22 protein-coding genes are annotated in these 20,471 nt (G+C 69.5%); 17 read left to right on the forward strand and 5 right to left on the reverse strand.

Translation table 11 applies throughout. The features are described 5' to 3' along the window. Nucleotides 1–97: 97 nt before the first annotated feature. Nucleotides 98–1,951, forward strand: coding sequence for a bifunctional metallophosphatase/5'-nucleotidase (locus tag ACFO9I_RS11875; protein WP_379181018.1), 1,854 nt, complete (start codon nucleotides 98–100; stop codon nucleotides 1,949–1,951). A 70-nt stretch (nucleotides 1,952–2,021) separates the two neighbouring features. Here ACFO9I_RS11875 and ACFO9I_RS11880 read toward each other — a convergent pair whose 3' ends face one another. Continuing rightward, nucleotides 2,022–2,873: a patatin-like phospholipase family protein gene (locus ACFO9I_RS11880; RefSeq protein ID WP_379181020.1), complete on the reverse strand. Its 852-nt coding sequence runs from the start codon at nucleotides 2,871–2,873 to the stop codon at nucleotides 2,022–2,024. Nucleotides 2,874–3,077: 204 nt separating this feature from the next. Between ACFO9I_RS11880 and ACFO9I_RS11885 the strand changes: the two genes are divergently transcribed. Beyond that, nucleotides 3,078–3,515, forward strand: a complete 438-nt coding sequence (locus ACFO9I_RS11885) for a hypothetical protein (RefSeq protein WP_379181022.1) — start codon at nucleotides 3,078–3,080, stop codon at nucleotides 3,513–3,515. 75 nt (nucleotides 3,516–3,590) lie between these two features. Here the strand turns inward: ACFO9I_RS11885 and ACFO9I_RS11890 are convergent, their stop codons facing one another. After that, the gene (locus ACFO9I_RS11890) at nucleotides 3,591–3,839 is read right to left on the reverse strand and encodes an SCO4226 family nickel-binding protein (RefSeq protein WP_379181024.1); all 249 of its coding nucleotides are present in this window, start codon (nucleotides 3,837–3,839) and stop codon (nucleotides 3,591–3,593) included. A 258-nt stretch (nucleotides 3,840–4,097) separates the two neighbouring features. Here ACFO9I_RS11890 and ACFO9I_RS11895 point away from each other — a divergent pair, with 258 nt between their 5' ends. From ACFO9I_RS11895 to ACFO9I_RS11965, 15 genes are all read left to right on the forward strand, one after another. Continuing rightward, nucleotides 4,098–4,517: a TadE/TadG family type IV pilus assembly protein gene (locus tag ACFO9I_RS11895; protein ID WP_379181026.1), complete on the forward strand. Its 420-nt coding sequence runs from the start codon at nucleotides 4,098–4,100 to the stop codon at nucleotides 4,515–4,517. A gap of 1 nt (nucleotide 4,518) precedes the next feature. Beyond that, entirely contained in the window at nucleotides 4,519–6,147 is a 1,629-nt protein-coding gene (locus tag ACFO9I_RS11900) for a hypothetical protein (RefSeq protein ID WP_379181028.1), read from the forward strand. Between the two features lie 63 nt (nucleotides 6,148–6,210). Further along, a complete protein-coding gene (gene cpaB, locus ACFO9I_RS11905; protein ID WP_379181030.1) occupies nucleotides 6,211–6,990 on the forward strand; it encodes a Flp pilus assembly protein CpaB in 780 nt (259 codons plus the stop codon). Next, entirely contained in the window at nucleotides 6,987–8,189 is a 1,203-nt protein-coding gene (locus tag ACFO9I_RS11910; RefSeq protein WP_379181032.1) for an AAA family ATPase, read from the forward strand. Before cpaB ends, ACFO9I_RS11910 begins: the two co-directional genes overlap by 4 nt. 1 nt (nucleotide 8,190) lies before the next feature. Then, nucleotides 8,191–9,591: a CpaF family protein gene (locus tag ACFO9I_RS11915; protein WP_379181034.1), complete on the forward strand. Its 1,401-nt coding sequence runs from the start codon at nucleotides 8,191–8,193 to the stop codon at nucleotides 9,589–9,591. Beyond that, nucleotides 9,588–11,465 (forward strand): type II secretion system F family protein, encoded by a 1,878-nt coding sequence (locus tag ACFO9I_RS11920; RefSeq protein WP_379181036.1) that lies wholly within the window; start codon nucleotides 9,588–9,590, stop codon nucleotides 11,463–11,465. The genes ACFO9I_RS11915 and ACFO9I_RS11920 overlap by 4 nt, the downstream gene beginning before the upstream one ends. Nucleotide 11,466: 1 nt before the next feature. Beyond that, nucleotides 11,467–12,396 carry a type II secretion system F family protein gene (locus ACFO9I_RS11925; RefSeq protein ID WP_379181038.1) on the forward strand — a complete coding sequence of 310 codons (930 nt, stop codon included), beginning with the start codon at nucleotides 11,467–11,469 and terminating at the stop codon, nucleotides 12,394–12,396. 95 nt (nucleotides 12,397–12,491) lie between these two features. After that, nucleotides 12,492–14,021 carry a sensor histidine kinase gene (locus ACFO9I_RS11930; RefSeq protein ID WP_379181040.1) on the forward strand — a complete coding sequence of 510 codons (1,530 nt, stop codon included), beginning with the start codon at nucleotides 12,492–12,494 and terminating at the stop codon, nucleotides 14,019–14,021. Then, nucleotides 13,996–14,637: a response regulator transcription factor gene (locus ACFO9I_RS11935; RefSeq protein WP_379181042.1), complete on the forward strand. Its 642-nt coding sequence runs from the start codon at nucleotides 13,996–13,998 to the stop codon at nucleotides 14,635–14,637. The genes ACFO9I_RS11930 and ACFO9I_RS11935 overlap by 26 nt, the downstream gene beginning before the upstream one ends. Nucleotides 14,638–15,270: 633 nt before the next feature. Further along, a complete protein-coding gene (locus ACFO9I_RS11940; protein WP_379181044.1) occupies nucleotides 15,271–15,465 on the forward strand; it encodes a Flp family type IVb pilin in 195 nt (64 codons plus the stop codon). A gap of 292 nt (nucleotides 15,466–15,757) precedes the next feature. Beyond that, nucleotides 15,758–15,952, forward strand: a complete 195-nt coding sequence (locus ACFO9I_RS11945) for a Flp family type IVb pilin (RefSeq protein ID WP_379181046.1) — start codon at nucleotides 15,758–15,760, stop codon at nucleotides 15,950–15,952. Nucleotides 15,953–16,293: 341 nt separating this feature from the next. Next, on the forward strand, nucleotides 16,294–16,488 hold the full coding sequence (locus ACFO9I_RS11950; protein WP_379181048.1) for a Flp family type IVb pilin: 195 nt from the start codon (nucleotides 16,294–16,296) through the stop codon (nucleotides 16,486–16,488). A gap of 146 nt (nucleotides 16,489–16,634) precedes the next feature. Continuing rightward, nucleotides 16,635–16,829, forward strand: a complete 195-nt coding sequence (locus tag ACFO9I_RS11955) for a hypothetical protein (protein ID WP_379181050.1) — start codon at nucleotides 16,635–16,637, stop codon at nucleotides 16,827–16,829. Between the two features lie 243 nt (nucleotides 16,830–17,072). Further along, the gene (locus ACFO9I_RS11960) at nucleotides 17,073–17,408 is read left to right on the forward strand and encodes a hypothetical protein (protein WP_379181052.1); all 336 of its coding nucleotides are present in this window, start codon (nucleotides 17,073–17,075) and stop codon (nucleotides 17,406–17,408) included. Nucleotides 17,409–17,607: 199 nt separating this feature from the next. Continuing rightward, complete coding sequence (locus ACFO9I_RS11965; RefSeq protein ID WP_379181054.1) at nucleotides 17,608–18,390, forward strand: spermidine synthase; 783 nt, start codon at nucleotides 17,608–17,610, stop codon at nucleotides 18,388–18,390. On the opposite strand, the gene ACFO9I_RS11970 is transcribed toward ACFO9I_RS11965, so the two are convergent. The 3 genes from ACFO9I_RS11970 to ACFO9I_RS11980 form a co-directional block, all read right to left on the reverse strand. Continuing rightward, nucleotides 18,391–19,074, reverse strand: coding sequence for a methyltransferase family protein (locus ACFO9I_RS11970; protein WP_379181056.1), 684 nt, complete (start codon nucleotides 19,072–19,074; stop codon nucleotides 18,391–18,393). 234 nt (nucleotides 19,075–19,308) lie between these two features. Beyond that, nucleotides 19,309–20,271, reverse strand: a complete 963-nt coding sequence (locus tag ACFO9I_RS11975; protein WP_379181058.1) for a hypothetical protein — start codon at nucleotides 20,269–20,271, stop codon at nucleotides 19,309–19,311. 28 nt (nucleotides 20,272–20,299) lie between these two features. Then, nucleotides 20,300–20,464 (reverse strand): hypothetical protein, encoded by a 165-nt coding sequence (locus ACFO9I_RS11980; RefSeq protein WP_379181060.1) that lies wholly within the window; start codon nucleotides 20,462–20,464, stop codon nucleotides 20,300–20,302. Nucleotides 20,465–20,471: the final 7 nt, after the last annotated feature.

Below are 20,471 nucleotides of genomic sequence, written 5' to 3' on the forward strand. Positions count from 1 at the left end.
GGTTCCCTGCTTCGTTGCAGATTCTTTGCCTCGGTGACGCCCCACGAGGGCGTGGCCGGGATACGGTGCCCGGGTTTCCCATCCACTAGGAGATCACATGCAACTTCATGGTCGCCGTGCCAGCGCGCTCTCGGTCGTCGCGCTCACGTCGCTGGCTCTCGGGATCGGCTCCACCGCCGGATCGAGCGCCACGGCAGCCAGGCCGTCCGGACCGGACGCGAAGAGCGTCTACACCCACCTGTCGCAGGCCAAGGCGAAGGACTACATCAAGCTCGACCTGCTCGCCCTCAACGACTTCCACGGGAACCTCGAGACGGTTCCGTCCACGAGCTCCAGCGGGCGCATCAACAACACCCCGGCCGGCGGCGCGGCGTACCTCGCGTCCCTGATCCGGCACGAGCGCAAGACCTCGCGCGCCAACGGCGCCAAGCCGCTGACCGTGGCGGCCGGCGACCTGATCGGCGCCTCCCCGCTGCTCTCGGCGGCATTCCACGACGAGCCCACGATCAAGGCGATGAACGAGATCGGCCTCGACGTGGCCTCCGTCGGAAACCACGAGTTCGACGAGGGCTACCAGGAGCTGCGCCGAATGCAGCGCGGTGGCTGCCTCGACGACGGTGACGGTGCCAACGGCCAGGACTCCTGCCCCGGCGGGCAGGACTTCGAGGGCGCCGACTTCCAGTACCTCGGCGCCAACGTCAAGTGGGCGGACCCCTCGACGCACAACCGCGACACCGTCTTCCCGGCGACCAAGATCTTCAAGGTCAAGGGCGTCAAGGTGGCCTTCATCGGCATGACCCTCGAGGGCACGCCCTCGATCGTCAGCCAGGCCGGCATCCAGGGTCTCGACTTCACCGACGAGGTCGAGACCGCCAACGCGCTGGTGCCCAAGCTCCGCGCGAAGGGCGTGAAGTCGATCGTCGTGCTGCTGCACGAGGGCGTCACCCCGGCCGACGCGACGGCGTACAACGACTGCACCGGCGTCGCCGGCCCGGCCCTGGAGATCGCCCAGAAGCTCAAGCCCGCCATCGACGCGGTCGTCTCCGGCCACACCCACCAGCCCTACAACTGCGTGGTCCAGGACCCCAAGGGCAACCCGCGCCTGCTGACCAGCGCGGCGTCGTTCGGCCGGATGGTGACCAAGCTGCACCTCCTGATCGACCCGAAGACCCGCGACATCGTGCGTCCGGCGGCGTACGCGCGGAACATGATCGTCGAGAACGACGCGTCGGTGACGCCGGCCCAGGACCTCCTCGACCTGATCAGCACCTACAAGACGCTGGTCCAGCCGATCGCCGACAAGGTCATCGGCCACATCGACCCCGGCACCCAGGTCTCGAAGACCCCGGACGCCAACGGCGGTGACTCGGCGCTCGGCAACCTGATCGCCGACGGCCAGAAGGCCGACGACTCGGTGGTGTCCGACGGCAAGGCGCCGGTGATCGCACTGATGAACCCCGGCGGCATCCGCGCCGACCTGGTCGAGAACGCCAACGGTGACGTCACGTACGGCGCGGCGTTCTCGGTGCAGCCGTTCAACAACTTCGTGGTCTCCATGGACCTGACCGGCGCCCAGATCAAGGCGCTGCTCAACCAGCAGTGGAACGGCGCCAACGAAGGCACCGGCCAGAAGATCCTGCAGGTCTCCGGCCTGTCCTACACCTGGGACAAGTCCGACGCCGCACTGGCCGACACTCCCGCCCTGGTGGGCGACGTGCTGGTCGACGCCGACGGAGACCCGTCGACGGCCATGGTGCCCCTGGAGGACGCCACGACCTACCGCGTCGTCGCGAACAACTTCCTCTCCGACGGTGGCGACAACTTCACCGTCTTCAAGGAGGGCACGAACAAGCTGGTCGGTGGCCTCGACATCGACTCGCTGCGCAAGTACCTCGAGGCGAACGACCCGGTGAGCCCTACGCCCACCGATCGGATCTCGCAGCAGGACTGACCACCAGATCCATCACCCGGCGCGGCCCCTGCTCCCCGGAGCGGGGGCCGTGCCCCGTTCCGGTCCCGGGTTACGCCGCGATCGGGCGGACGGTCCGGGGCGACTCGAGACGGCCCAGCGCCTCGGCGGCAGCGCGGTCACCGAGGCGGAACAGCTCGGTCGTGTGCGAGAAGTCGAAGACCGGACCGCAGTCGTAGCGCTCGTCGAGCTTGCAGCGCACGACCTGCGTGCCGTCAGGAAGGACCGGCTCCTCGCGGTTGCGCACCGACGCCGACAGCGACGCGATCAGGACGTCGAGCGGGCTGCGCAGCCGACGGATCGTCGAGGGCGCCCGGGTCACGTCCAGGACCCACACCCGGTCACCGGGCCGGGCCACGCCCACGGCCCCGGAGAGCGGGACGTTCTCGGCGACGCCTGCGTCCACGTGCGTGGTGGGCCCGCTCGGGCCGTTGAGGACCACCGGCGGGAAGATGCCCGGCAGCGCCGCCGAGGCCGCGAGCAGGTCGGGGATGTAGCCACGGTCGTGGTGGACGGCACGACCGGTGGCGATGTCGGCGGTGGCGACCCGGACCGGGATCGCGAGGTTCTCGAGGTGGTACGTCGGCACCCACTCGGCGACCATTCGTCGGAACCTGTCGGACGAGAAGAGGTACGGGCGGCGCCGTGCCACGTTGACGACGACGCCACGCCGGCGGCCGCAGAGGGTCTCCTCGCTCATGCCCCGCCACAGCTCGCCGAGCTCGTCGAGCCCCGCGGCGTCGGGGTGCGACCCCACGAAGCACGCGTTGACGGCTCCGACGGAGCCACCGATGAGCAGGTCCGGGACGATCCCCGCGTCCCACAGGGTCCGAAGCATCCCCACCTGACCAGCGCCACGAGAACCGCCGCCAGAGAGGACGAAGATGTTGCGTCCGGTCGGCATGGCGTGACGTATACCCGCGGGGTCTCCAGGCCGAACCACGGATTCCGTAGGTCTAGACCATCGGTTACCCACAACCGGCCATGCCACCGGGCGGGATCCGGCGTAGGACGGGTGGAGGGGCCATCTCCCCCCTTCGCCACGCGAGACCGCTGGTGGCACGCACCGTCCGTCACCGGTGGGCTCCGACCAGAATCGAGGACGGGAATGAAGAACACGGCGGCAGCCCTGCTGCTCATCACGGTGCCCACGCTCGCCGGAGCTGCGGTTCTCCAGGACCCTGCTACCGCGGGGATGACCACGCACACGAAGCACTACGTGCTCAAGGAGACCGACACCCACCGCATCGGCAAGAACGACTTCGCCGGGACCGACAAGGTCAAGTCCGCAGGCACCCGCGACGTGGTCGGCTTCGACAGCATCACGGGGCACTTCTATCCCAAGCAGAACCGGGTGATCATCCAGGCCGCCTTCGCCCTCAAGGGCGGCATCGTGCTCGTCAAGGCACACCTCGTCGGTGACGGTCCGCAGTTCACGGGCAAGATCCTGGGCGGCACCGGCACCTACGCCGGCATCAAGGGGAGCGTGTCCGGGCGCGAGGCCAGCCACGGGCGCACCTTCATCACGTTCGAGTACGTCCTGTGAGCATCATGACGCGCTGAGAAGCGGGTGGCGGCGCCGTACCGCATCATCGCGGGCGGTGCCGCAGCCCGCATCCGGTCACGCCTGGACCGGCACCTCGTAGACGCTGTCGGCCGGGTGTCCCGCACGCTCGTGGATGCGCTGCACCGCCTCGGCGCTGGGGGCGTCCGAGAGGCAGAACACCATGCCGGTCTTCGGGTCGGCCCAGGCGTGCTTGAAGTTGACCTTCTCCTCGGCCTGGATCGCCAGGTCAGCGTTGTGGGCCTCGAGCAGCCCCTCGGGGGTCACCCCGACCATCCCCGTGTGGACGTCCATGAACTCGGGCATCGACTGTCTCCTGTTTCGCTCGTGCAGCTCGCCTGACGCTCCCGACTCTCCTCCTCCCCCACCGGCGACGCGTCCTCCGACTTGGGGAGATCGACGCCGCCGCGTAGGCGTGGCGGCTTGCGCTGCGACCGCCTCTCTCACCCACATTGGGTAGACGTCCCGCATTTGCCCGGCACCTCCTGCGCCCCGCCAGCAATCTCGTCCGCGGGGGGCGACGACTCGCCCAGTCTCGGGCCCAGCCAGGCACGGAGGGGTCGGATGCGGAACATCCAGGCGCGGCGCAACCAGCGCGGCGAACGAGGAGCCGCGGCAGTCGAGTTCGGGCTGATCGCCATCATCCTGTTCACGCTGCTGTTCGGGATCATCCAGTTCGGGCTGTGGTTCTGGGCCTGGCAGGCCGGTGGGCACGCTGCCCGTGAGGCCGCCCGCGTCGCCGCCGTGACCCCCTGCGACGGCGCCAAGATCCAGACCGCGGGCAAGCAGCCCCTCGATGGAGCTCCCGTCACGAACACACCCACGGTCACGGTCACGAAGACGTCGCCGGTGAAGGTCGGCGACGGGATCACCGTCCGGGTGCAGTTCACCACCCTGGACCTCGGCTTCTTCCCGGGCTTCACGGGCTCGATCGACAAGAGCGCGACCTCTCGGGTGGAGAACGTGCCGGCGGGGGGCTGCTGAGATGCGCGCACGACGCCTCACCCGCGACGAGCATGGCGCTGCCGCCCTCCTGTTCGCGCTGCTCGCGACCGTCCTCTTCGGCATCGGCGCCTTCGCGGTCGACATCGGCCACGCCTACGCCAAGCGTTCGCTCGAGCAGACCGACGTCGACGTGGCCGTGATGGCCGCGGCGGCGGAGCTGGACAGCTCCGGCGGCTGCAACCCCGAGGTCGTCGCCAAGGCCACCGAGTACCTGACGAAGGCCGACAACGCGGTGCCGTCGCAGTACCCCATCGATCTCGGCGGTGCTCCTGGCGACCAGGACGGCTACATCTCGTGCAAGAACTGGCGGGTCGACCTCTGGGCACCGGCCAGCCGGGTCGACTTCGCCCTGGCCGGAGCCCTTCCGGGGGCCCCGTCGGGCGTGGATGTCGACGCACACGCCGCAGCGCAGATCAAGGCGGCCCGCGCACAGGCCACCCTCCCGTTCTTCGCGGTCCAGGGCTGCGACTTCGGACAGCAGAGCATCCGCAACGACAGCGGGCCCCAGCTGACGATCCCCCCGCTGAACCCGGACTCGGCGCAGAACAGCAACGCCTCGTTCACGATCTCGCCGGACAACACCCCGTCGGCCACGACCTCGCTGACCATCACGATCACGGGCACCCAGCTCAAGGACGTCACGCAGGTCGGCTTCACCGGTGCGGCCGGCCCGCCGTACCACTACACCGTGCCGGTGACGGCACCCTCCACCAACGCGACCGCCTCGTTCACCGTCGCCGTGCCCAGCGCGGTGCTGGCCGTGGACGACACGTGGTACGTCCGCACGCTCTCGGGCACCAAGTGGTCCAAGCAGGCCAACGCGCAGCGGCTCACGGTCGGCCCCCCGAAGCTCTACTGCGACAACTCCAACGAGGGCAACTTCGGCACCATCGACATCCCGCGCACGGACACGAACTCGTTCTCGCTGCAGTGGAACATGATCAAGGGGGTCGAGCCCACCCTGGCCAAGGTCAGCGGCAAGACCGGCCAGTGCAGCGGCGAGCCCGGCGCCGTCGAGTCCAAGAACTCGCCCGTCAACGGCACCAACTGCCTGGCCACCGAGCCCGGCCTGAAGATCGCCGAGACCAACGAGGGCATGATCACCGGCAAGGGCGGACTCAAGGGGCGACTCGACGCCGACTCGACGAGCGGCTGCAGCCGGACCCACGACAGCAGCCGCACGACCGCCACCATCAAGGGCTTCCGCATCAACGACGACGTGCTGACGTGCTTCATCACCAACGGGGCCAGCATCCAGAACCTCGTCAACGGCGACTCGGTCGCCACCCAGGCGCTGTCGTCGGACATCTACAACTCACCGCGCTTCTTCTGGGTCCCGGTGCTCGACACAGACCCGTCCACCGGCAAGAAGTCGTGGTGGATCAAGGACTTCCGGCCCGGGTTCATCACCGACCAGAGCATGGGCGCCACCCACGACGGCCCCGGGACCATCAGCCCGCTCAACGGTCTCGTCGCGGACTCCCAGGGCATCACAGAGCTCAAGGTCGTCCTCTTCGACGAGAAGGCGCTGCCCGAGTTCGCGCCGACCGTCGGCGGCGAGCAGGACTACACCGGCTCCGGCCCCAAGGCCCTGGTCCTCGTCGAATGACCGCCACGCAGACGCCCAGCACGACCACCATCCACCGTCACACCAGCAGCTAAGGACAGACCCATGGCACGACGATCCATCCTCCTGACCGTTGCCTTCGCCATCGCGGCGTTGGGCACCGCGATGATCATCCTCTACGTCCAGGGCATCGACGCCCGGGCCACCGAGGGACAGGCACGGGTGTCGGTCCTGACCGCCACCGACGTGATCGACACCGGGGAGTCGGTCGCCGACGCCCAGGCCGCCGGCAAGCTGGAGAAGACCGAGGTGGTCCGCGAGGACATGGTCGAGGGGGCACTCAGCTCCACCACCTCCATCGACGACAAGGTGGCCCTCGGGCCCATCTACCCCGGCCAGCAGATCATCGGCCAGCAGTTCGGCGAGCCGGGCTCCGAGGAGACCCTCACCATCCCCGACGACAAGCTGGCCGTCAGCGTCGAGCTCACCGACCCGGCCCGGGTCGCCGGCTTCGTGAACCCGGGCTCCTGGGTCGCGGTATTCGCGTCTGCGGACCCGGAGATCTACAAGCCCGACGGGACCACCCAGAAGCTGCCGCAGTACACCCGGATCCTGCTGCCCAAGGTGCAGGTCATCGGGGTCGGCGACACGTCGGTGTCCTCCCGCACCACCACGGACGGCGACGGCAAGCAGACCACCGAGCAGATCCCGCGCACGATCCTGACGATCGCCGTGGACCAGGACCAGGCGGAGAAGGTCATCTACGCCGCCCGCAACGGTGACCTGTCCTTCGCGTTGCGGACCGACAAGTCCAAGGCCGCCGACCAGCCGGGCGTCACCGCCAACCAGATCATGCCCGAGATCTTCCGCGGGACCGTGCGATGACCGCGCTGGTGGAGAAGGACCCGGTCCTGGCGGAGGTGCTCTCGGCGACCCTCGGCGACTCGGTCACGCTGCTGCGGTCCGTGGAGGCGCTCGAGGCGCACCTGCGCAGCCACCCCGCGGAGTACGCCGCCGTGCTGGGCCCCTCGATCAGCGACGAGGCCGCGGCCACGTTCGCCGGCCACCACCGCATCGCGCGCCCGGCGCTGGGTGTGATCCTCGTCCGCCCCGCCGTCGACAGCACGGTGCTGGCCGACGCGCTGCGCTCCGGGATGAGCGAGGTGGTCGAGACCGGGGACGCGACCGGTCTGAGGGACGCGGTCCACCGCGCCACCGAGGTCGGCCGGGCGGTCTCCGAGGGGCTCGACCAGTCGGCGGAGCCGCAGCGACGCGGGTCGTTGGTCACCGTCTTCTCGACCAAGGGTGGCGTCGGCAAGAGCCTGGTGGCCACCAACGTCGCCGTCGCCCTGGCCGACGCCGGTCAGCGGGTGTGCGTCGTGGACCTCGACATCCACTGCGGCGACGTGGCGATCATGCTCCAGCTCACGCCGCTGCACACCCTGGCCGACCTGGAGCGGCTCAGCGACAGCATCGACGTCAGCGGGGTCGAGTCCCTGCTGACCGAGCACTCCGAGCGCCTCTCCGTCCTCGCCGCACCGGTCCAGCTGGGATCCCCTGTCCCCGCTGAGCCCATGGGCAGCCTCCTGGACATCCTCAAGCAGCTCTTCGACGTCGTCGTCGTGGACACGTCCGGGATGTTCGACGACTACGTGTTGCCGGCCCTGGACCTCAGCGAGGTGGTCGTCCTGGTGGGGACGCTCGACATCCCGTCGCTGAAGAGCCTCAAGCTCGCGGCCGGCACTCTCGACCTGCTGAACCTGCCTCGGGAGAGGTGGCGCCTGGTCATCAACCGGGCCGATGCCAAGGTCGGCCTCTCCGCCGGCGAGTTCGAGGAGACGCTCGGTCTCAAGGCAGACCTCACGCTCCCGTCCAGCCGCGACGTGCTCGCGGCGGTCAACAGGGGCGAGGCGATCGTCCGGGCCAACCGTGGCCACCAGGTGAGCAAGGCCATCACCGCGTTCGCCGAGTCGCTCGCCGAGGCCCTCTCGGCGTCGCCCACCGAGCCGGCGGCTGCCGATGCCGGCTCCCACTCCCGCCGGGGCGCACCGCGCCGTGGCCTCCGCATCCGGAAGGTGGCTTGAGATGTCTCTCTCCGAACGCCTGATCGCCGCGCAGCGTGATCGCACCCTCGCCGCCGTGCCCACGGGCGGTGAGCCCGAGCACCGGTCGTCGGGTGTCGCCCCACGCGCGAGGGTGGTCACCAAGGACCCCTTCGCCGACCTGAAGCGGGCCGTCCACGCCCAGCTGGTGAGCACCCTCGGGCCGCAGCTGTACGACGTCAACATGGCCCAGGCGGAGCTCGAGCAGCAGGTCCGGACGGCGCTGCTGACCGCCGTCGCCGGCACCAGTCAGCCGATGTCCGGCTCGGACCGCACCCGCGTCATCCAGGAGATCTCCGACGACATCCTCGGCTACGGGCCGCTGGAGCCGCTGCTGCGCGACCCCGACCTCAACGAGGTGATGGTCAACAGCGCCCAGGACATCTTCGTCGAGCGAGGCGGGCGACTCTCCCGTGTGGACGTCGCCTTCGCGGACGAGGCCCACCTGCGCCGCACGATCGACAAGATCGTCGGGAAGATCGGTCGCCGGGTGGACGAGACCAGCCCGATGGTGGACGCGCGGCTCCCCGACGGCAGCCGCGTCAACGCGATCATCCCGCCGCTGGCCCTCGACGGGTCGAAGCTCACCATCCGCAAGTTCTCCGAGGACCCCTACACCGTCGAGGACCTGATCTCCTTCGACACCCTCACCCGTCCGGCAGCCGACCTGCTGGCAGCGTGCGTGCGTGGCCGGCTCAACATCCTGGTCTCGGGCGGCACCGGCGCCGGCAAGACCACGACGCTCAACGTGCTGTCGTCGTTCATCCCGGCCGACGAGCGGATCGTCACCATCGAGGACGCCGCCGAGCTCCGGCTCCACCAGGAGCACGTGCTCCGCCTCGAGTCGCGCCCGGCCAACATCGAGGGCAAGGGCGCGGTCACCATCCGTGACCTGGTGCGGAACTCGCTGCGCATGCGGCCCGACCGCATCGTCGTCGGCGAGATCCGTGACGCGGCGGCCCTCGACATGCTGCAGGCGATGAACACCGGCCACGACGGCTCGCTCTCGACGGTGCATGCCAACACCCCGCGCGACGCGCTCGCCCGTGTCGAGACCATGGTGATGATGGCCGGGATGGACCTGCCGGTCCGTGCGATCCGGGAGCAGTCCTCCAGCGCGATCGACCTGATCATCCAGCAGACCCGGCTCAAGGACGGCACCCGCCGCCTGACCGCGATCACCGAGGTGGTCGGCATGGAGGGCGACATCGTCACCCTGCAGGACGTCTTCCTCTTCGATTACCAGGCCGGGTACGACGAGAACGGGCGCGCGCTGGGTCACCTGCGGGCCACCGGCCTGCGTCCCCGCTTCCTGGAACGGCTGGCCGACCACAACGTGCGGGTCGACCCGGGCCTGTTCGCACCGTCAGGAGCGTTGCGATGACCGCACGAGTCCTCCTCCGTGGAGCCGCCGCGGCCGCTGTGCTGACCCTGGGGCTGGTCACGGCCCCGGCCCAGGCCGACCCGGGGATCGCGGTCGGGCACACCGAGACCGCCGACGACGGTTCCGTCTCGGTGCTCCTCGACGTCGACCTGCCTGCCGGCACCACCCCCGACCTCGCGAGCATCGACGTCCAGGTGGACGGGAAGTCGGTCGACGCCACGGCCGAGAGCGTGAAGGCCGGCCAGGTCACCCGGACCACCGTCCTGACCCTCGACGCGAGCGACAGCATGCGCGGTGCGCGCATCGCTGCCGCCAGGGCCGCGGCCAAGGCCTTCCTCGAGTCGGCTCCGCCCGACGTCAGGATCGGTCTGCTGACCTTCTCCGACAAGGTCCACGACGTCATCGCCCCCACCACCGACCGCAAGGCCGTCGCCTCGGCGATCGACGGCATCCGGCTCACCCACGGCACGCACATGTACGACGCCGTCGCGCAGGCCGTGAACCTGGCCGGGGACGAGGGCGCACGCAGCGTCCTCCTGCTCAGCGACGGCCGGGACACCGGGAGCGCCAGCTCGCTCCAGCAGGCCGCGGCCGCCGCCAAGGGTCACGACACGTCCGTGGACGTGGTCGCTCTCGACCAGAGCAAGCAGGACCGGGCGCTCGTGGCGAGGCTCTCCTCGGCCAGCGGTGGCGACGTCATCGACGCGGCCGACCCTGACGCACTGCGCTCGGTCTTCACCGCCGAGGCCGACGCCCTGGCCAGCCAGCTGCTGGTCCGCTTCCCGAGGCCCGAGGGTGCCGCCGACGACGTCGAGCTCGCGGTGTCGCTGGGTGCCGGCGGCACGACGTACGACGACTCGGCGTTCGTGTCCCTGGGCCGGGTCGACGCCGGGGGTCCCGCCGTCGTGGAGCCGGGCCGAGCCCTCGTGGGGAAGGCTGCCTTCCTCGCGGGCGCCGCAGCCCTGGGGGTCGGGCTCGCCGTCATCCTGGCCATGGTCCTGGCCGGCTCCCGAGGACAGTCCGAGTCGCAGAAGCGGATCGGCGCCTACCTTGGCGAGACCGCGCCCGGCGCCGGGGCGGCGAGCCTGAAGGACTCGGCCGTCGCCCTCACCGGGAACTTCGTCAAGGGCGACTTCGAGGCGCGACTGACCCAGCGTCTCAACGCCGCTGGCATCACGTTCACCGCTGCCGAGTGGATCCTGCTGACCGCCGGGATCGCCGTGGCTTCCGGGCTCCTCGGGTTCGTGCTCGGAGGCGGCGTCCTCCTGGTGATCGCCCTGGTCGCCGGTGCGGTGCTCCCTCTGGTCTACCTGAAGCTCAAGCACAGCCGTCGCATCGCGGCGTTCGCAGCGCAGCTGCCGGAGACGTTGACCCTCATGTCGGGGGGCCTCTCCGCCGGCCTGTCGATGGCCCAGGCCGTGGACACGGTCGTCCAGGAAGGGCACGAGCCGATGGCCGGCGAGCTCCGACGTGCGCTGGTCGAGCACCGGCTCGGCATCGGACTCGAGGAGACCCTCGAGGGCGTCGCCGAACGGATGGCGAGCGAGGACTTCGGATGGGTGGTGATGGCGATCAGGATCCAGCGGGAGGTCGGTGGCAACCTGGCCGAGATCCTCAACACCGTGGCCGACACGCTGCGCGAGCGTCAGTACCTCCGTCGCCAGGTCAGGACCTTGAGCGCTGAGGGTCGCCTCTCCGCGTGGATGCTCGGGTGCCTGCCCGTGCTGATGTTCCTCTACATGCTCGTGGCCAACCGGGAGTACGTCGAGCCGCTGTACACCCAGCCGATCGGCATCTCCATGCTCGCCCTGGCTGCGGTGCTCCTCGCCCTCGGTAGCTGGTTCATGTCCCGACTCGTGAAGGTGGAGGTCTGAGATGTCTCCCACGATCGTCCTGTTCGGCGGTGGCCTGCTGCTCGTCGCCGGGGTCACGCTCAGCCTCTCCCTGGTGGGCGTCGTCACCGCTGAGCGACGCGGGGTGGCACGGTCACTGGCCGCCATCCACGCCATCGACTCCGCGCCGGAGGCCCTCAGGAGCGAGCTGGAGCGTCCGTTCTCGGAGCGTGTCATCGCCCCGCTCGGAGAGCGGCTGGTCGGGATCGGCCGGCGCATGGTCCGGGCCGGCACCCACGAACGCATCCAGCACCGGCTCGACATCGCCGGCAACCCGCCGGCGTGGGACGTGAACCGGATCATCGGGCTCAAGGTGCTGGGTCTGCTGGTGCTCGGCGGGCTCTCGCTCCTGTGGGCTCTGGGCAGCGGATCGCTGCTCAAGATGGTGGTCGTGCCGGTCGCCGTCGGCTCGTTCGGCTACGTGCTGCCGAACATCCTGCTCTACAACGCCGGCCAGAAGCGCGAGACGCTCATGCAGCGCGCGCTGCCGGACGCACTCGACCTGCTGACCATCTCGGTCGAGGCCGGCCTCGGCTTCGACGCGGCCGTGATGCGGGTGGCCAGGAACACCACCGGGCCGCTGGCCCAAGAGTTCTCCCGGCTTCTGCAGGAGATGCAGATCGGCGTCGGTCGCATGGAGGCCATGCGCGCGATGGCCGAACGCAGCACCCTCAGCGACCTCAAGTCCTTCTGCCTCGCGATGGTCCAGGCCGACCAGCTCGGTATCCCGATCGGCCGTGTGCTGCGGATCCAGAGCCAGGAGATGCGCGTCAAGCGTCGTCAGCGTGCCGAGGAACAGGCCCAGAAGGTCCCGGTCAAGATCATGGTGCCGCTGGTGCTGTTCATCCTGCCGTGCCTCTTCCTCGTCGTCATCGGACCGGGGGCGATCAAGATCGCGGGCATCTTCTCGTGATGAACCCAGAGTCAGCGGCAAGGCCGCCTTCGGAGCGACGTAGGGCTGCCCTGCCGACTCGGCCGGCCCCGCCGCGGTGGCGTGTCACGACGGCCGTGAGGGTCTTCGCCCTCGCGCTCGCCACCGGGCAGGCACTCAACGCCCACACGATGGGGGCGTCCGGCGTGTTCCTGATCGGGCTGGCGATCGTCGGCACAGCCTGTTGCGGCGCCGAGCTGAACAGCGCCCGAGGCCGGACCCTCTGGGTGTCGATCGCCGAGGGCGTCATGACAGCCCTGCTGATCGGCGTGGCCGGAGATGCCGCCGAACCCGTCCTCGTGTACCTGGCTATCCCGGCCGTGGTGGCGGGTATCAACCACGGCCGCCTGGCCACCGTGAACACCTCGCTCGCCGGCGTGCTGACGCTCGCGGCGGCCTGGACCGAGGGTCAGCCGCGGGACGAGCTCGTCGCCGGGGTGGCCGGCGCGCTGCCGTGGCTCGTGATCGGCCTCGGAGCCGGACTCCTGGCCGCGACCCAGACGAGCTCGCTGCGCAGGCTCGAGGAAGCTCAGGCCCCGTACGCCGCCGCACATCGACTGGTGGGGCAGCTGCACACCTTGGTGGGCGACCTGCCGATGACCCTCGACGTCGAGGCGCACGCCCGCTCGATGCAGGACTCAGCGCGCAGCATCGCGTGCGCCGATCGCTCGGCGATCCTGGTCAGCACCCGGACTGGTCGTCTCGAACCCGTCGCCAGTCCGGAACCGCTGCCCGAGGGCACGGAGGAGGCAGCACGGCTCTGTCACCTCGACGGGCATGCTGTGCACCGGTCAGGAGTGGTCGCCTTTCCTCTCCGAGTCGGTCAGCACGTGTTCGGCGCCCTCGTGCTGGAGCGCTGGACACCTCTGGCCCCGTCACAGTCCGACGCAGTCCAGGCACAGCTCGACGAGCACGCGATCCGGCTCGAGACCGCCCTGCTCATCGATGACGTTCGTGCAGTCGCCACGACGGAGGAACGAAACCGTCTCGCTCGCGAGATCCACGACGGTGTGGCCCAGCGCATCGTCGCCCTGGGTTACCTCGCCGACGACGTCGCGGCTCTCAGTGCCGACCCCCTGGCCCGTTCCGGCGTCCAGAACCTGCGGGCCGAGATCACCGGTCTGATCGACGAGCTCCGGTTCTCGGTCTTCGACCTGCGGCACGACATCGGCGATGCAAGCAGCCTGTCGGCCGCTCTGTCGGAGTACGTGCGCGAGCTGAGCACGCACAGCGGGTTGCGGGTCCACCTGACTCTCGACGAGCGCGGCGAGCAACTGTCCTCACGCACGGCCTCCGAGGTGCTCAGGATCGCCAAGGAGGCACTCGGGAACGTGCAGAAGCACGCCCGGGCCATCAACGTCTGGGTGAGTCTCACGGTGAACGACACCGGCGTCCGGCTGGTGGTCGAGGACGACGGAATCGGTGGGGCCACCCCGAGGGTCGGGCACTTCGGCCTGCACACCATGTGCGAGCGCGCGACACGGATCGACGCCGAGCTCCAGGTCGGCACCCGCCGTGACGGCGGCACGGTCGTGACTCTCCGGTCACGGCCCTCAGGCACCACCACGAGGGGAGCACAGCATGACCAGCGTCTTGCTCGTCGATGACCACGAGCTGATCCGGCAGGGCCTGGCCCGCGCCTTCGAACGGGACAGCTCGATGACCGTGGTGGGGCAGGCCGGCAGCGTCGCCGAAGCACTGGCGGCCTGGAGGACCCTGCGCCCTGAGGTCGTCGTCACCGACCTCCAGCTGCCGGACGGCACCGGGCTGGACATTGTCCGTGCCTTGCGGGCCGACAGCGCGCAGGTGGGTCTGGTGATGCTGACCATGCACGCAGGGGACGCCCAGATCTTCGCGGCCATGGAGGCCGGCGCGTCCGCGTTCCTCAACAAGGCGTCTCGTGGCGACGAGGTGGTCAGCGCAGCCGCCCATGCTGTCAAGGCACCGCGCAGCTTCCTGTGCACCGGACTCACAGGCGCCGTGCTGCGGCGCTCCACCACGGCGGCCGCACGATTGTCCCCGCGCGAGCAGGAGATCCTCGAGCTCCTGGCCGACGGACTCAGAGCAGGTGAGATCGCCAGACGCCTCTACCTCGGCGAGTCGACGGTCAAGACACACATCACGCACCTCTACGAGAAGCTGGGCGCTGCCAACCGGGCGCAGGCCCTGGTCACCGCCATGCGACGCGGCCTGTTGATGGACAGTATCGCCGCCACCGGCTGAGCGACCTTTCAGCGAGGCTCCGCACCACCCAGGCGCGCACGGCCTGCGCCCACCGTGCTGTTGACCGCCCGGTTTCCGGGACCGCCACACACCGAAGGCGCCCTGGCCCGGGCCCGCGGCCAGCAGGCGCGAGGGCCATCGGCGCGAATGCGCGCACACCTGACCACGAAACATGTCGATCCGGCTCTCCCCCGGTCCTGGTCCCAGCCAAGGTCTCGCCGTGAGGCGGTCCGAGGCAGGCCCTGGGGCCGGCCCTGTGCACTCACATCTCACACACCGGCACCCAGCTGGAGGCGGTCCTGCGTGACTCGCGGCGACCCGCTGGGCACCGCACCCTGCAGCGGTGCGGACCGTCCTCCTCGCCCTGAGTCACCCCAGCCCGACTTCGGACCGAGGGTGACGACGCCATGCTCTTCCCGTAGTCACGCGACCACAGCCGCAGTCTGACGAAAGTCCGGCTCACCACCCGGGCAGGTGCGGACAGATGGTCCGAACGGACTATTCATGCCGAGACGGGGAGCGGATTCATCCCGAGGTCGAAAGCAGCAGAGTTGTCCCCAGACGAGTTCCGACAAATGGGGGGGCTCGGAAACCAGGGACGAAACGTCCCGAATACTTTCCGGAGGAAATCCAATGCTCGAGAAGATCCAGTTCATGACCCTGATGTTCATCAGCGACCTCAAGGCCAAGCGCGACGAGCGCGGCGCGACCGCCGTCGAGTACGGCCTGATGGTGGCCCTCATCGCCGCCTTCATCATCGGCGCCGTCACGCTGCTCGGCCAGCGCGTGGACGCCGTCTTCCGCCAGGTCGCCGGCGCCATGCCGTGACCTGCCAGCTCTGAATCGGGGCCGGTGCCGCACTCCTGCGGCACCGGCCCCGATGCATTTCTCGACAGCTGCCCTTTCGTGCCGACAGATGAGCTCCGGCACCGGGACGCAGGGTCCTGAAGCGTGGTCCAGGTGAGATGTCCGCATGGCCCGAAATGACTAGGGCGTCCGGTACGACAACCCGATCCACCGTGTCGTCACACAGAACAGAATTGTCTTCAGACGGGTCCTATGGGGGGCTCGGGATGGCCAGTAACCAGACATTTGACAGACATTCCGGAGGGGATTTCCAATGCTCGAGAAGATCCAGTTCATGACCCTGATGTTCATCAGCGACCTCAAGGCCAAGCGCGACGACCGCGGCGCGACCGCCGTCGAGTACGGCCTGATGGTGGCCCTCATCGCCGCCTTCATCATCGGCGCCGTCACGCTGCTCGGCCAGCGCGTGGACGCCGTCTTCCGCCAGGTCGCCGGCGCCATGCCGTGACCTGCCAGCTCTGAATCGGGGCCGGTGCCGCACTCCTGCGGCACCGGCCCCGATTGTTGCGGGTGACGGTGGAGCGCCTGGCTCGTCGTCGGGAGACGGCACCTCGACAACGTCGTCGATCTCACCAGATCTCCAATTTCCTATTCGCGCCCACCCGCCGCACAGCTCATTGCCCGCATAGCCATTTGGCAGCCGCAACATGGTTCGAAATGACTAAAAGGTCCAAGACCATGACCCGATCTCCACCCCGAATCCGCGGAGCAGAATCGGAGCCAAGCGGGTTGACGGGGGTTCGACAAGCCGCACCAGCAGCTCAACACATGTTCCGGAGGGGAATTCCGATGCTCGAGAAGATCCAGTTCATGACCCTGATGTTCATCAGCGACCTCGAGGCCAAGCGCGACGACCGCGGCGCGACCGCCGTCGAGTACGGCCTGATGGTGGCCCTCATCGCCGCCTTCATCATCGGGGCCGTCACACTGCTCGGCCAGCAAATTGACGCCGTCTTCCGACAGGTCGCAGGCGCCATGCCGTGATGCTGGGGGTCCGGGGCCGGCGTCGCACACAGGTGGGCGCCGGCCTCGGGCGCATTTGACCGCTCGAGGAACCCACAGCTGCTCGCCCTCGTCACGGCCCGGCAGCCGGGCCCGACAACCACCGCCCTCGCCCTGAGGAGTAAGCAATGATCGATAGGCCAGGGATCGAATTCCTCGCCCGGCGGCACCAGCGCGATCGCCGACCCGATGAGGTGGGTGCGACAGCCGTTGAGCATGCGCTGATGACGGCCTTCATCGCGGCAGTGATCGTCGTCGCCGTGGCTGCTCTCGGCGCGGTCGTCCTGCGCATGTTCGACACCGGAGTCGCCCTGTTCCCGTGACGCCCAAGCCACGATGGTCCTCGTGGATCACGCCGTCACCACGGCAGCCACCCACGATCTGGGCCGCCAGCATGACCTCGACCGGGCTGGCGCCCAGTCGCGCTCGCAACCTGGACGCACACGCGAATCGCGCAGAACGCGGCTGGCTGTTGCGTTGACTCCAGGCCCCCTCGAGGGGCCGCGAGAGCGGACGGTCAAGGGGCAGCGACGGAACCGTCCTGCCGTTCACCGATGATGAACCTCATGGAGCACAGTCTGCACTCGGCCGCGCGTGAGGCGAAGGTCATCACTCTCTGTGGCTCGACCAGGTTCGAGGCCGAGTTCGCGGAGGTGAACCAGCGGCTCACGATGGAAGGTTGCGTGGTGATCAGCCTCGGAATGTTCAACCTCCCCGATCTGCCGGACTACGACTGGACAGTCGACAGGTCGGACCTGAAGGGGCGGCTCGGGGACGTGCACCTCCAAAAGATTCGCATGGCTGACGAGGTGTTCATCGTGGATCCCGGGGATACGTGGGTGAGTCCACCCGACGGGAGATTGCCTTCGCGGAGTCGCTCGGCAAGCCGGTTCGCCACCTGAGCCGCGAGCACGTGGCTCGAACGGGAGACAACCTCCCGGAGTGAGTCCGACCGGGCGGTTCGCCCATCGTCAGACCAGATCCTTTCGGTCTCGACAAGGACACACCCAGTGAGAACGCCGGCACCTTCGCGCCTGCCGCACGTCGTTCGGCGCATCGGTGGCTCCAGCCCGGGGCAAGGAGCGTGAGACCCTCCTCGTCATGGAGATCGTGCCGACCGAACGGCCGAACGCCTTCGTGCTGCGCGTCGACGGTGCCGACCAGTCCCACGTCGACCTCGACGACCCGACCAGGCTCGAGTTCGACTACGTGCGCAGGATGGGAGACGTTCTGGACGCGTGGTGGCCGGCCGGTGAGCCGCTGCGGATGCTCCACGTGGGCGGTGCGGCGATGACGCTTCCTCGGTACGTCGCCGCGACTCGACCCCGTTCGCCCCAGATCGTGCTCGAACCCGCGGCCGCGCTGACCGAGCTGGTTCGCAGCGAGCTCCCGCTCCCCCGACGCAGCGGGATCAAGGTCCGTCCTGTCGACGGGCGCGTGGGCACCGCCCAGCTCCGGGCTGACTCCACGGACGTGGTGATCCTTGATGCGTTCGACGGTGCCCGCGTCCCGGCGGAGCTGGTCACGCTGGAGTACTTCGAGTCGGTGTCTCGGGCTCTGACCGACAGCGGCTGGTTCCTGCTCAACCTCACCGATCGCGCCCCGTTCGCCTGGACCCGGCGCGTGGTCGCCGGGCTCCGGACGGTGTTCCCGGAGCTGATGGCGAGCGCAGAGCCGGCCACGCTTCGGGGTCGTCGGTTCGGCAACCTCCTGATCGTCGCCGGCCGCGCGCACGTGCCGCTCACCGCGCTCCGGCAGCGAGCCGGGTCCTCGGTCGCACCGTACCGAGTGCTCGACGATGGGCAGGTCAGCAGCGCGCTCGGGGGCGGGACAGCGTTCACCGGTGACGACGCCGAGGCGTCGCCGCTCCCCCGGCTGCGTTGATCAGGCAGTGCCTCGTCGGGCTCCCCGAGCCGCGGCGATCGGCGTCCTGGATCTCGGCGGCCTCGGCGCGCGCACCGACGTCGTCACCCGGGGGGTGAACCTGCCGGCCTGTGTCATGTAGGACTCGTACTCGGGGAACGCCTCCTTGAGCACCCGCTCCTCCTGAGCTGCGCGATACGTCTGAACCAGCACGGAGAACGCGAAGACCAGCGCGGTGTACGGGTTGAGCACAGCGATGACCACTCCGGCGAACGTGATGAACTCGCCCACGTACAGAGGATGGCGAACGAACCGGTAGGGACCGCTGCGCACGAGCTTGCGAGCCTTCGGCACGACGCCGAAGCTCCGACCCAGGTAGGCCAACGAGTACACCGAGAAGGCGAGCCCCAGGGTCATCAGGACCACGGAGACCGCCGTCAGCGGCGCGCCGGTCGCCACTGGATCGCCGGTCAGCAGGAGCAGGAACGGCGTGAACGTGCCGATGTAGGCGGCCCACGATGCCCGTCGGGAGCCGGACGCTGCCTGCGAGGGCCGTCGGACGAGCAACAGGGTCACCAGCAGCACGTAGAAGCAGACTTCGAGCACCTCGTGGACCGCGGTCAGGCCGGAAGCCCCACGGAGCTCCCCGGACAGCCATTGGTGCCGCAGGTCGCTGACGCTGACCAGGAGCAGCAGTACCAGCACCGGGACGAGACACACTCGCTCCAGGTCCAGACCTTGCCACTGCACCCGGTTTCGACTCATGCGTCCCCCACAACATCTGCTCGACGGGGCGGGACGTCGCGACCACGGACGCCCGCCTGGAGCGGAGCTCGACGAGCTCCCTGTCCGCCGACAACGGTGGCGCCGCCGGAAGCCTGTGACAGGCCGGTCGACCGCCACGTACCCATTACTGATGACGGCCTCCGACCAGCATCCTCAGCGCACCTGCGCGCTGTCGCGCTCCACCCTCAGCCCCGAGGTGTCCACGGCCACGAACGCCGACGCCGGGATCCGCTTGAGGTCGGCGACGAGCCGGTCCGGCCAGTGCCGGTTCCGTTCGCCCTGGAAGTACCACGGCGAACCGTTGTCGGCCAGGACGAGTCCGTAGGTCTTCATCGCGCGGATCACGGCCCGCGCCCCGGCCGAGAGGCCGTGGGCGGAGAAGCCCGGCTTCAACCGGAAGCGCGCACCCATGGGCGGGTAGGCCCGGCTGTCCGTCGAGCCGGCGTCGTGCCGGGCCGGCCACAGGTGGTGCCGGCTGGTGACGTCGGTGGTGAACCGGATGGCATGGTCGACGTCGCGCGCCTTCACCTCGCTCCAGCGCAGCAGCCCCGGCAGGATCGGCAGGCCGGCGGCGTCCGCCGACGTCCAGCCGTCGGGGCGCAGGTCGTTGCTCGTCAGCGACCACACGGCGCCTGACCCGGCCCGCCACCGGCCGTCCCGGACGTGGGTGTCCCAGGTCTCGTAGAGCTGGCAGGTCCCCTTGTCGACGACCACCGCGTGCCTGTCCCCCGCCGAGCGCCGGCCCCCCTCGATCCGGGTGTCGTGGCCCAGCGGGTAGCGGACCCGGTCGCTCTCCGCGGCGTACCGGAACCTCACGTGCACGCGGCGGTGGCCGTGCCCGACGACCGTCACGGGGATGCCGTAGCCCGGCCCGTCGCCGTACGACGGACCGAAGTCCGGGTGCAGGTCGCGCTCGGTCGACATGTGCGAGAGCCACTGCCTGCTCCGCGCGTGGACCGGCAACCGGCTGACGTCGGCGTGCCAGTAGCTGTCGGCCGGGAACACCCGGCAGTCGGTGCCTGCGACCGGCCGGCCCACGCCATCCGTCGTCGCCGCCGACGCGGTGAGCGAGGCCGGGACGAGCAGGGCCGCGGCGAGGACTCCGAGCAGTCGCACGGGCTCACCCTAGCGGCGCACGCCACGATCAGCGGTCGAAGACCAGCCGGTGTGCTCCCCACCCGAGCGCCACGGCGCCGAACAGCGCCACGCTGAGCCCGGCCAGCGGATCGCTGCCGAACCACAGGAACCCCGCTGCCGCCCCCACGGCTCCTGCTGCCGTGATGAGCAACGCCGTCAGTCTTGCGCGCATCCCCTCG

The sequence above is a fragment of the Nocardioides sp. GCM10023255 genome, assembly GCF_042653125.1.
Lineage (GTDB): Bacteria > Actinomycetota > Actinomycetes > Propionibacteriales > Nocardioidaceae > Nocardioides.

What these genes read in the sequence shown, in the direction of transcription:
- ACFO9I_RS11875 (WP_379181018.1), top strand. Translation starts at nt 98, where the DNA reads ATGCAACTTCATGGTCGCCGTGCCAGCGCGCTCTCGGTCGTCGCGCTC.
- ACFO9I_RS11880 (WP_379181020.1), bottom strand. Translation starts at nt 2,873, where the DNA reads ATGCCGACCGGACGCAACATCTTCGTCCTCTCTGGCGGCGGTTCTCGT.
- ACFO9I_RS11885 (WP_379181022.1), top strand. Translation starts at nt 3,078, where the DNA reads ATGAAGAACACGGCGGCAGCCCTGCTGCTCATCACGGTGCCCACGCTC.
- ACFO9I_RS11890 (WP_379181024.1), bottom strand. Translation starts at nt 3,839, where the DNA reads ATGCCCGAGTTCATGGACGTCCACACGGGGATGGTCGGGGTGACCCCC.
- ACFO9I_RS11895 (WP_379181026.1), top strand. Translation starts at nt 4,098, where the DNA reads ATGCGGAACATCCAGGCGCGGCGCAACCAGCGCGGCGAACGAGGAGCC.
- ACFO9I_RS11900 (WP_379181028.1), top strand. Translation starts at nt 4,519, where the DNA reads ATGCGCGCACGACGCCTCACCCGCGACGAGCATGGCGCTGCCGCCCTC.
- cpaB (WP_379181030.1), top strand. Translation starts at nt 6,211, where the DNA reads ATGGCACGACGATCCATCCTCCTGACCGTTGCCTTCGCCATCGCGGCG.
- ACFO9I_RS11910 (WP_379181032.1), top strand. Translation starts at nt 6,987, where the DNA reads ATGACCGCGCTGGTGGAGAAGGACCCGGTCCTGGCGGAGGTGCTCTCG.
- ACFO9I_RS11915 (WP_379181034.1), top strand. Translation starts at nt 8,191, where the DNA reads ATGTCTCTCTCCGAACGCCTGATCGCCGCGCAGCGTGATCGCACCCTC.
- ACFO9I_RS11920 (WP_379181036.1), top strand. Translation starts at nt 9,588, where the DNA reads ATGACCGCACGAGTCCTCCTCCGTGGAGCCGCCGCGGCCGCTGTGCTG.
- ACFO9I_RS11925 (WP_379181038.1), top strand. Translation starts at nt 11,467, where the DNA reads ATGTCTCCCACGATCGTCCTGTTCGGCGGTGGCCTGCTGCTCGTCGCC.
- ACFO9I_RS11935 (WP_379181042.1), top strand. Translation starts at nt 13,996, where the DNA reads ATGACCAGCGTCTTGCTCGTCGATGACCACGAGCTGATCCGGCAGGGC.
- ACFO9I_RS11940 (WP_379181044.1), top strand. Translation starts at nt 15,271, where the DNA reads ATGCTCGAGAAGATCCAGTTCATGACCCTGATGTTCATCAGCGACCTC.
- ACFO9I_RS11945 (WP_379181046.1), top strand. Translation starts at nt 15,758, where the DNA reads ATGCTCGAGAAGATCCAGTTCATGACCCTGATGTTCATCAGCGACCTC.
- ACFO9I_RS11950 (WP_379181048.1), top strand. Translation starts at nt 16,294, where the DNA reads ATGCTCGAGAAGATCCAGTTCATGACCCTGATGTTCATCAGCGACCTC.
- ACFO9I_RS11955 (WP_379181050.1), top strand. Translation starts at nt 16,635, where the DNA reads ATGATCGATAGGCCAGGGATCGAATTCCTCGCCCGGCGGCACCAGCGC.
- ACFO9I_RS11960 (WP_379181052.1), top strand. Translation starts at nt 17,073, where the DNA reads ATGGAGCACAGTCTGCACTCGGCCGCGCGTGAGGCGAAGGTCATCACT.
- ACFO9I_RS11965 (WP_379181054.1), top strand. Translation starts at nt 17,608, where the DNA reads ATGGAGATCGTGCCGACCGAACGGCCGAACGCCTTCGTGCTGCGCGTC.
- ACFO9I_RS11980 (WP_379181060.1), bottom strand. Translation starts at nt 20,464, where the DNA reads ATGCGCGCAAGACTGACGGCGTTGCTCATCACGGCAGCAGGAGCCGTG.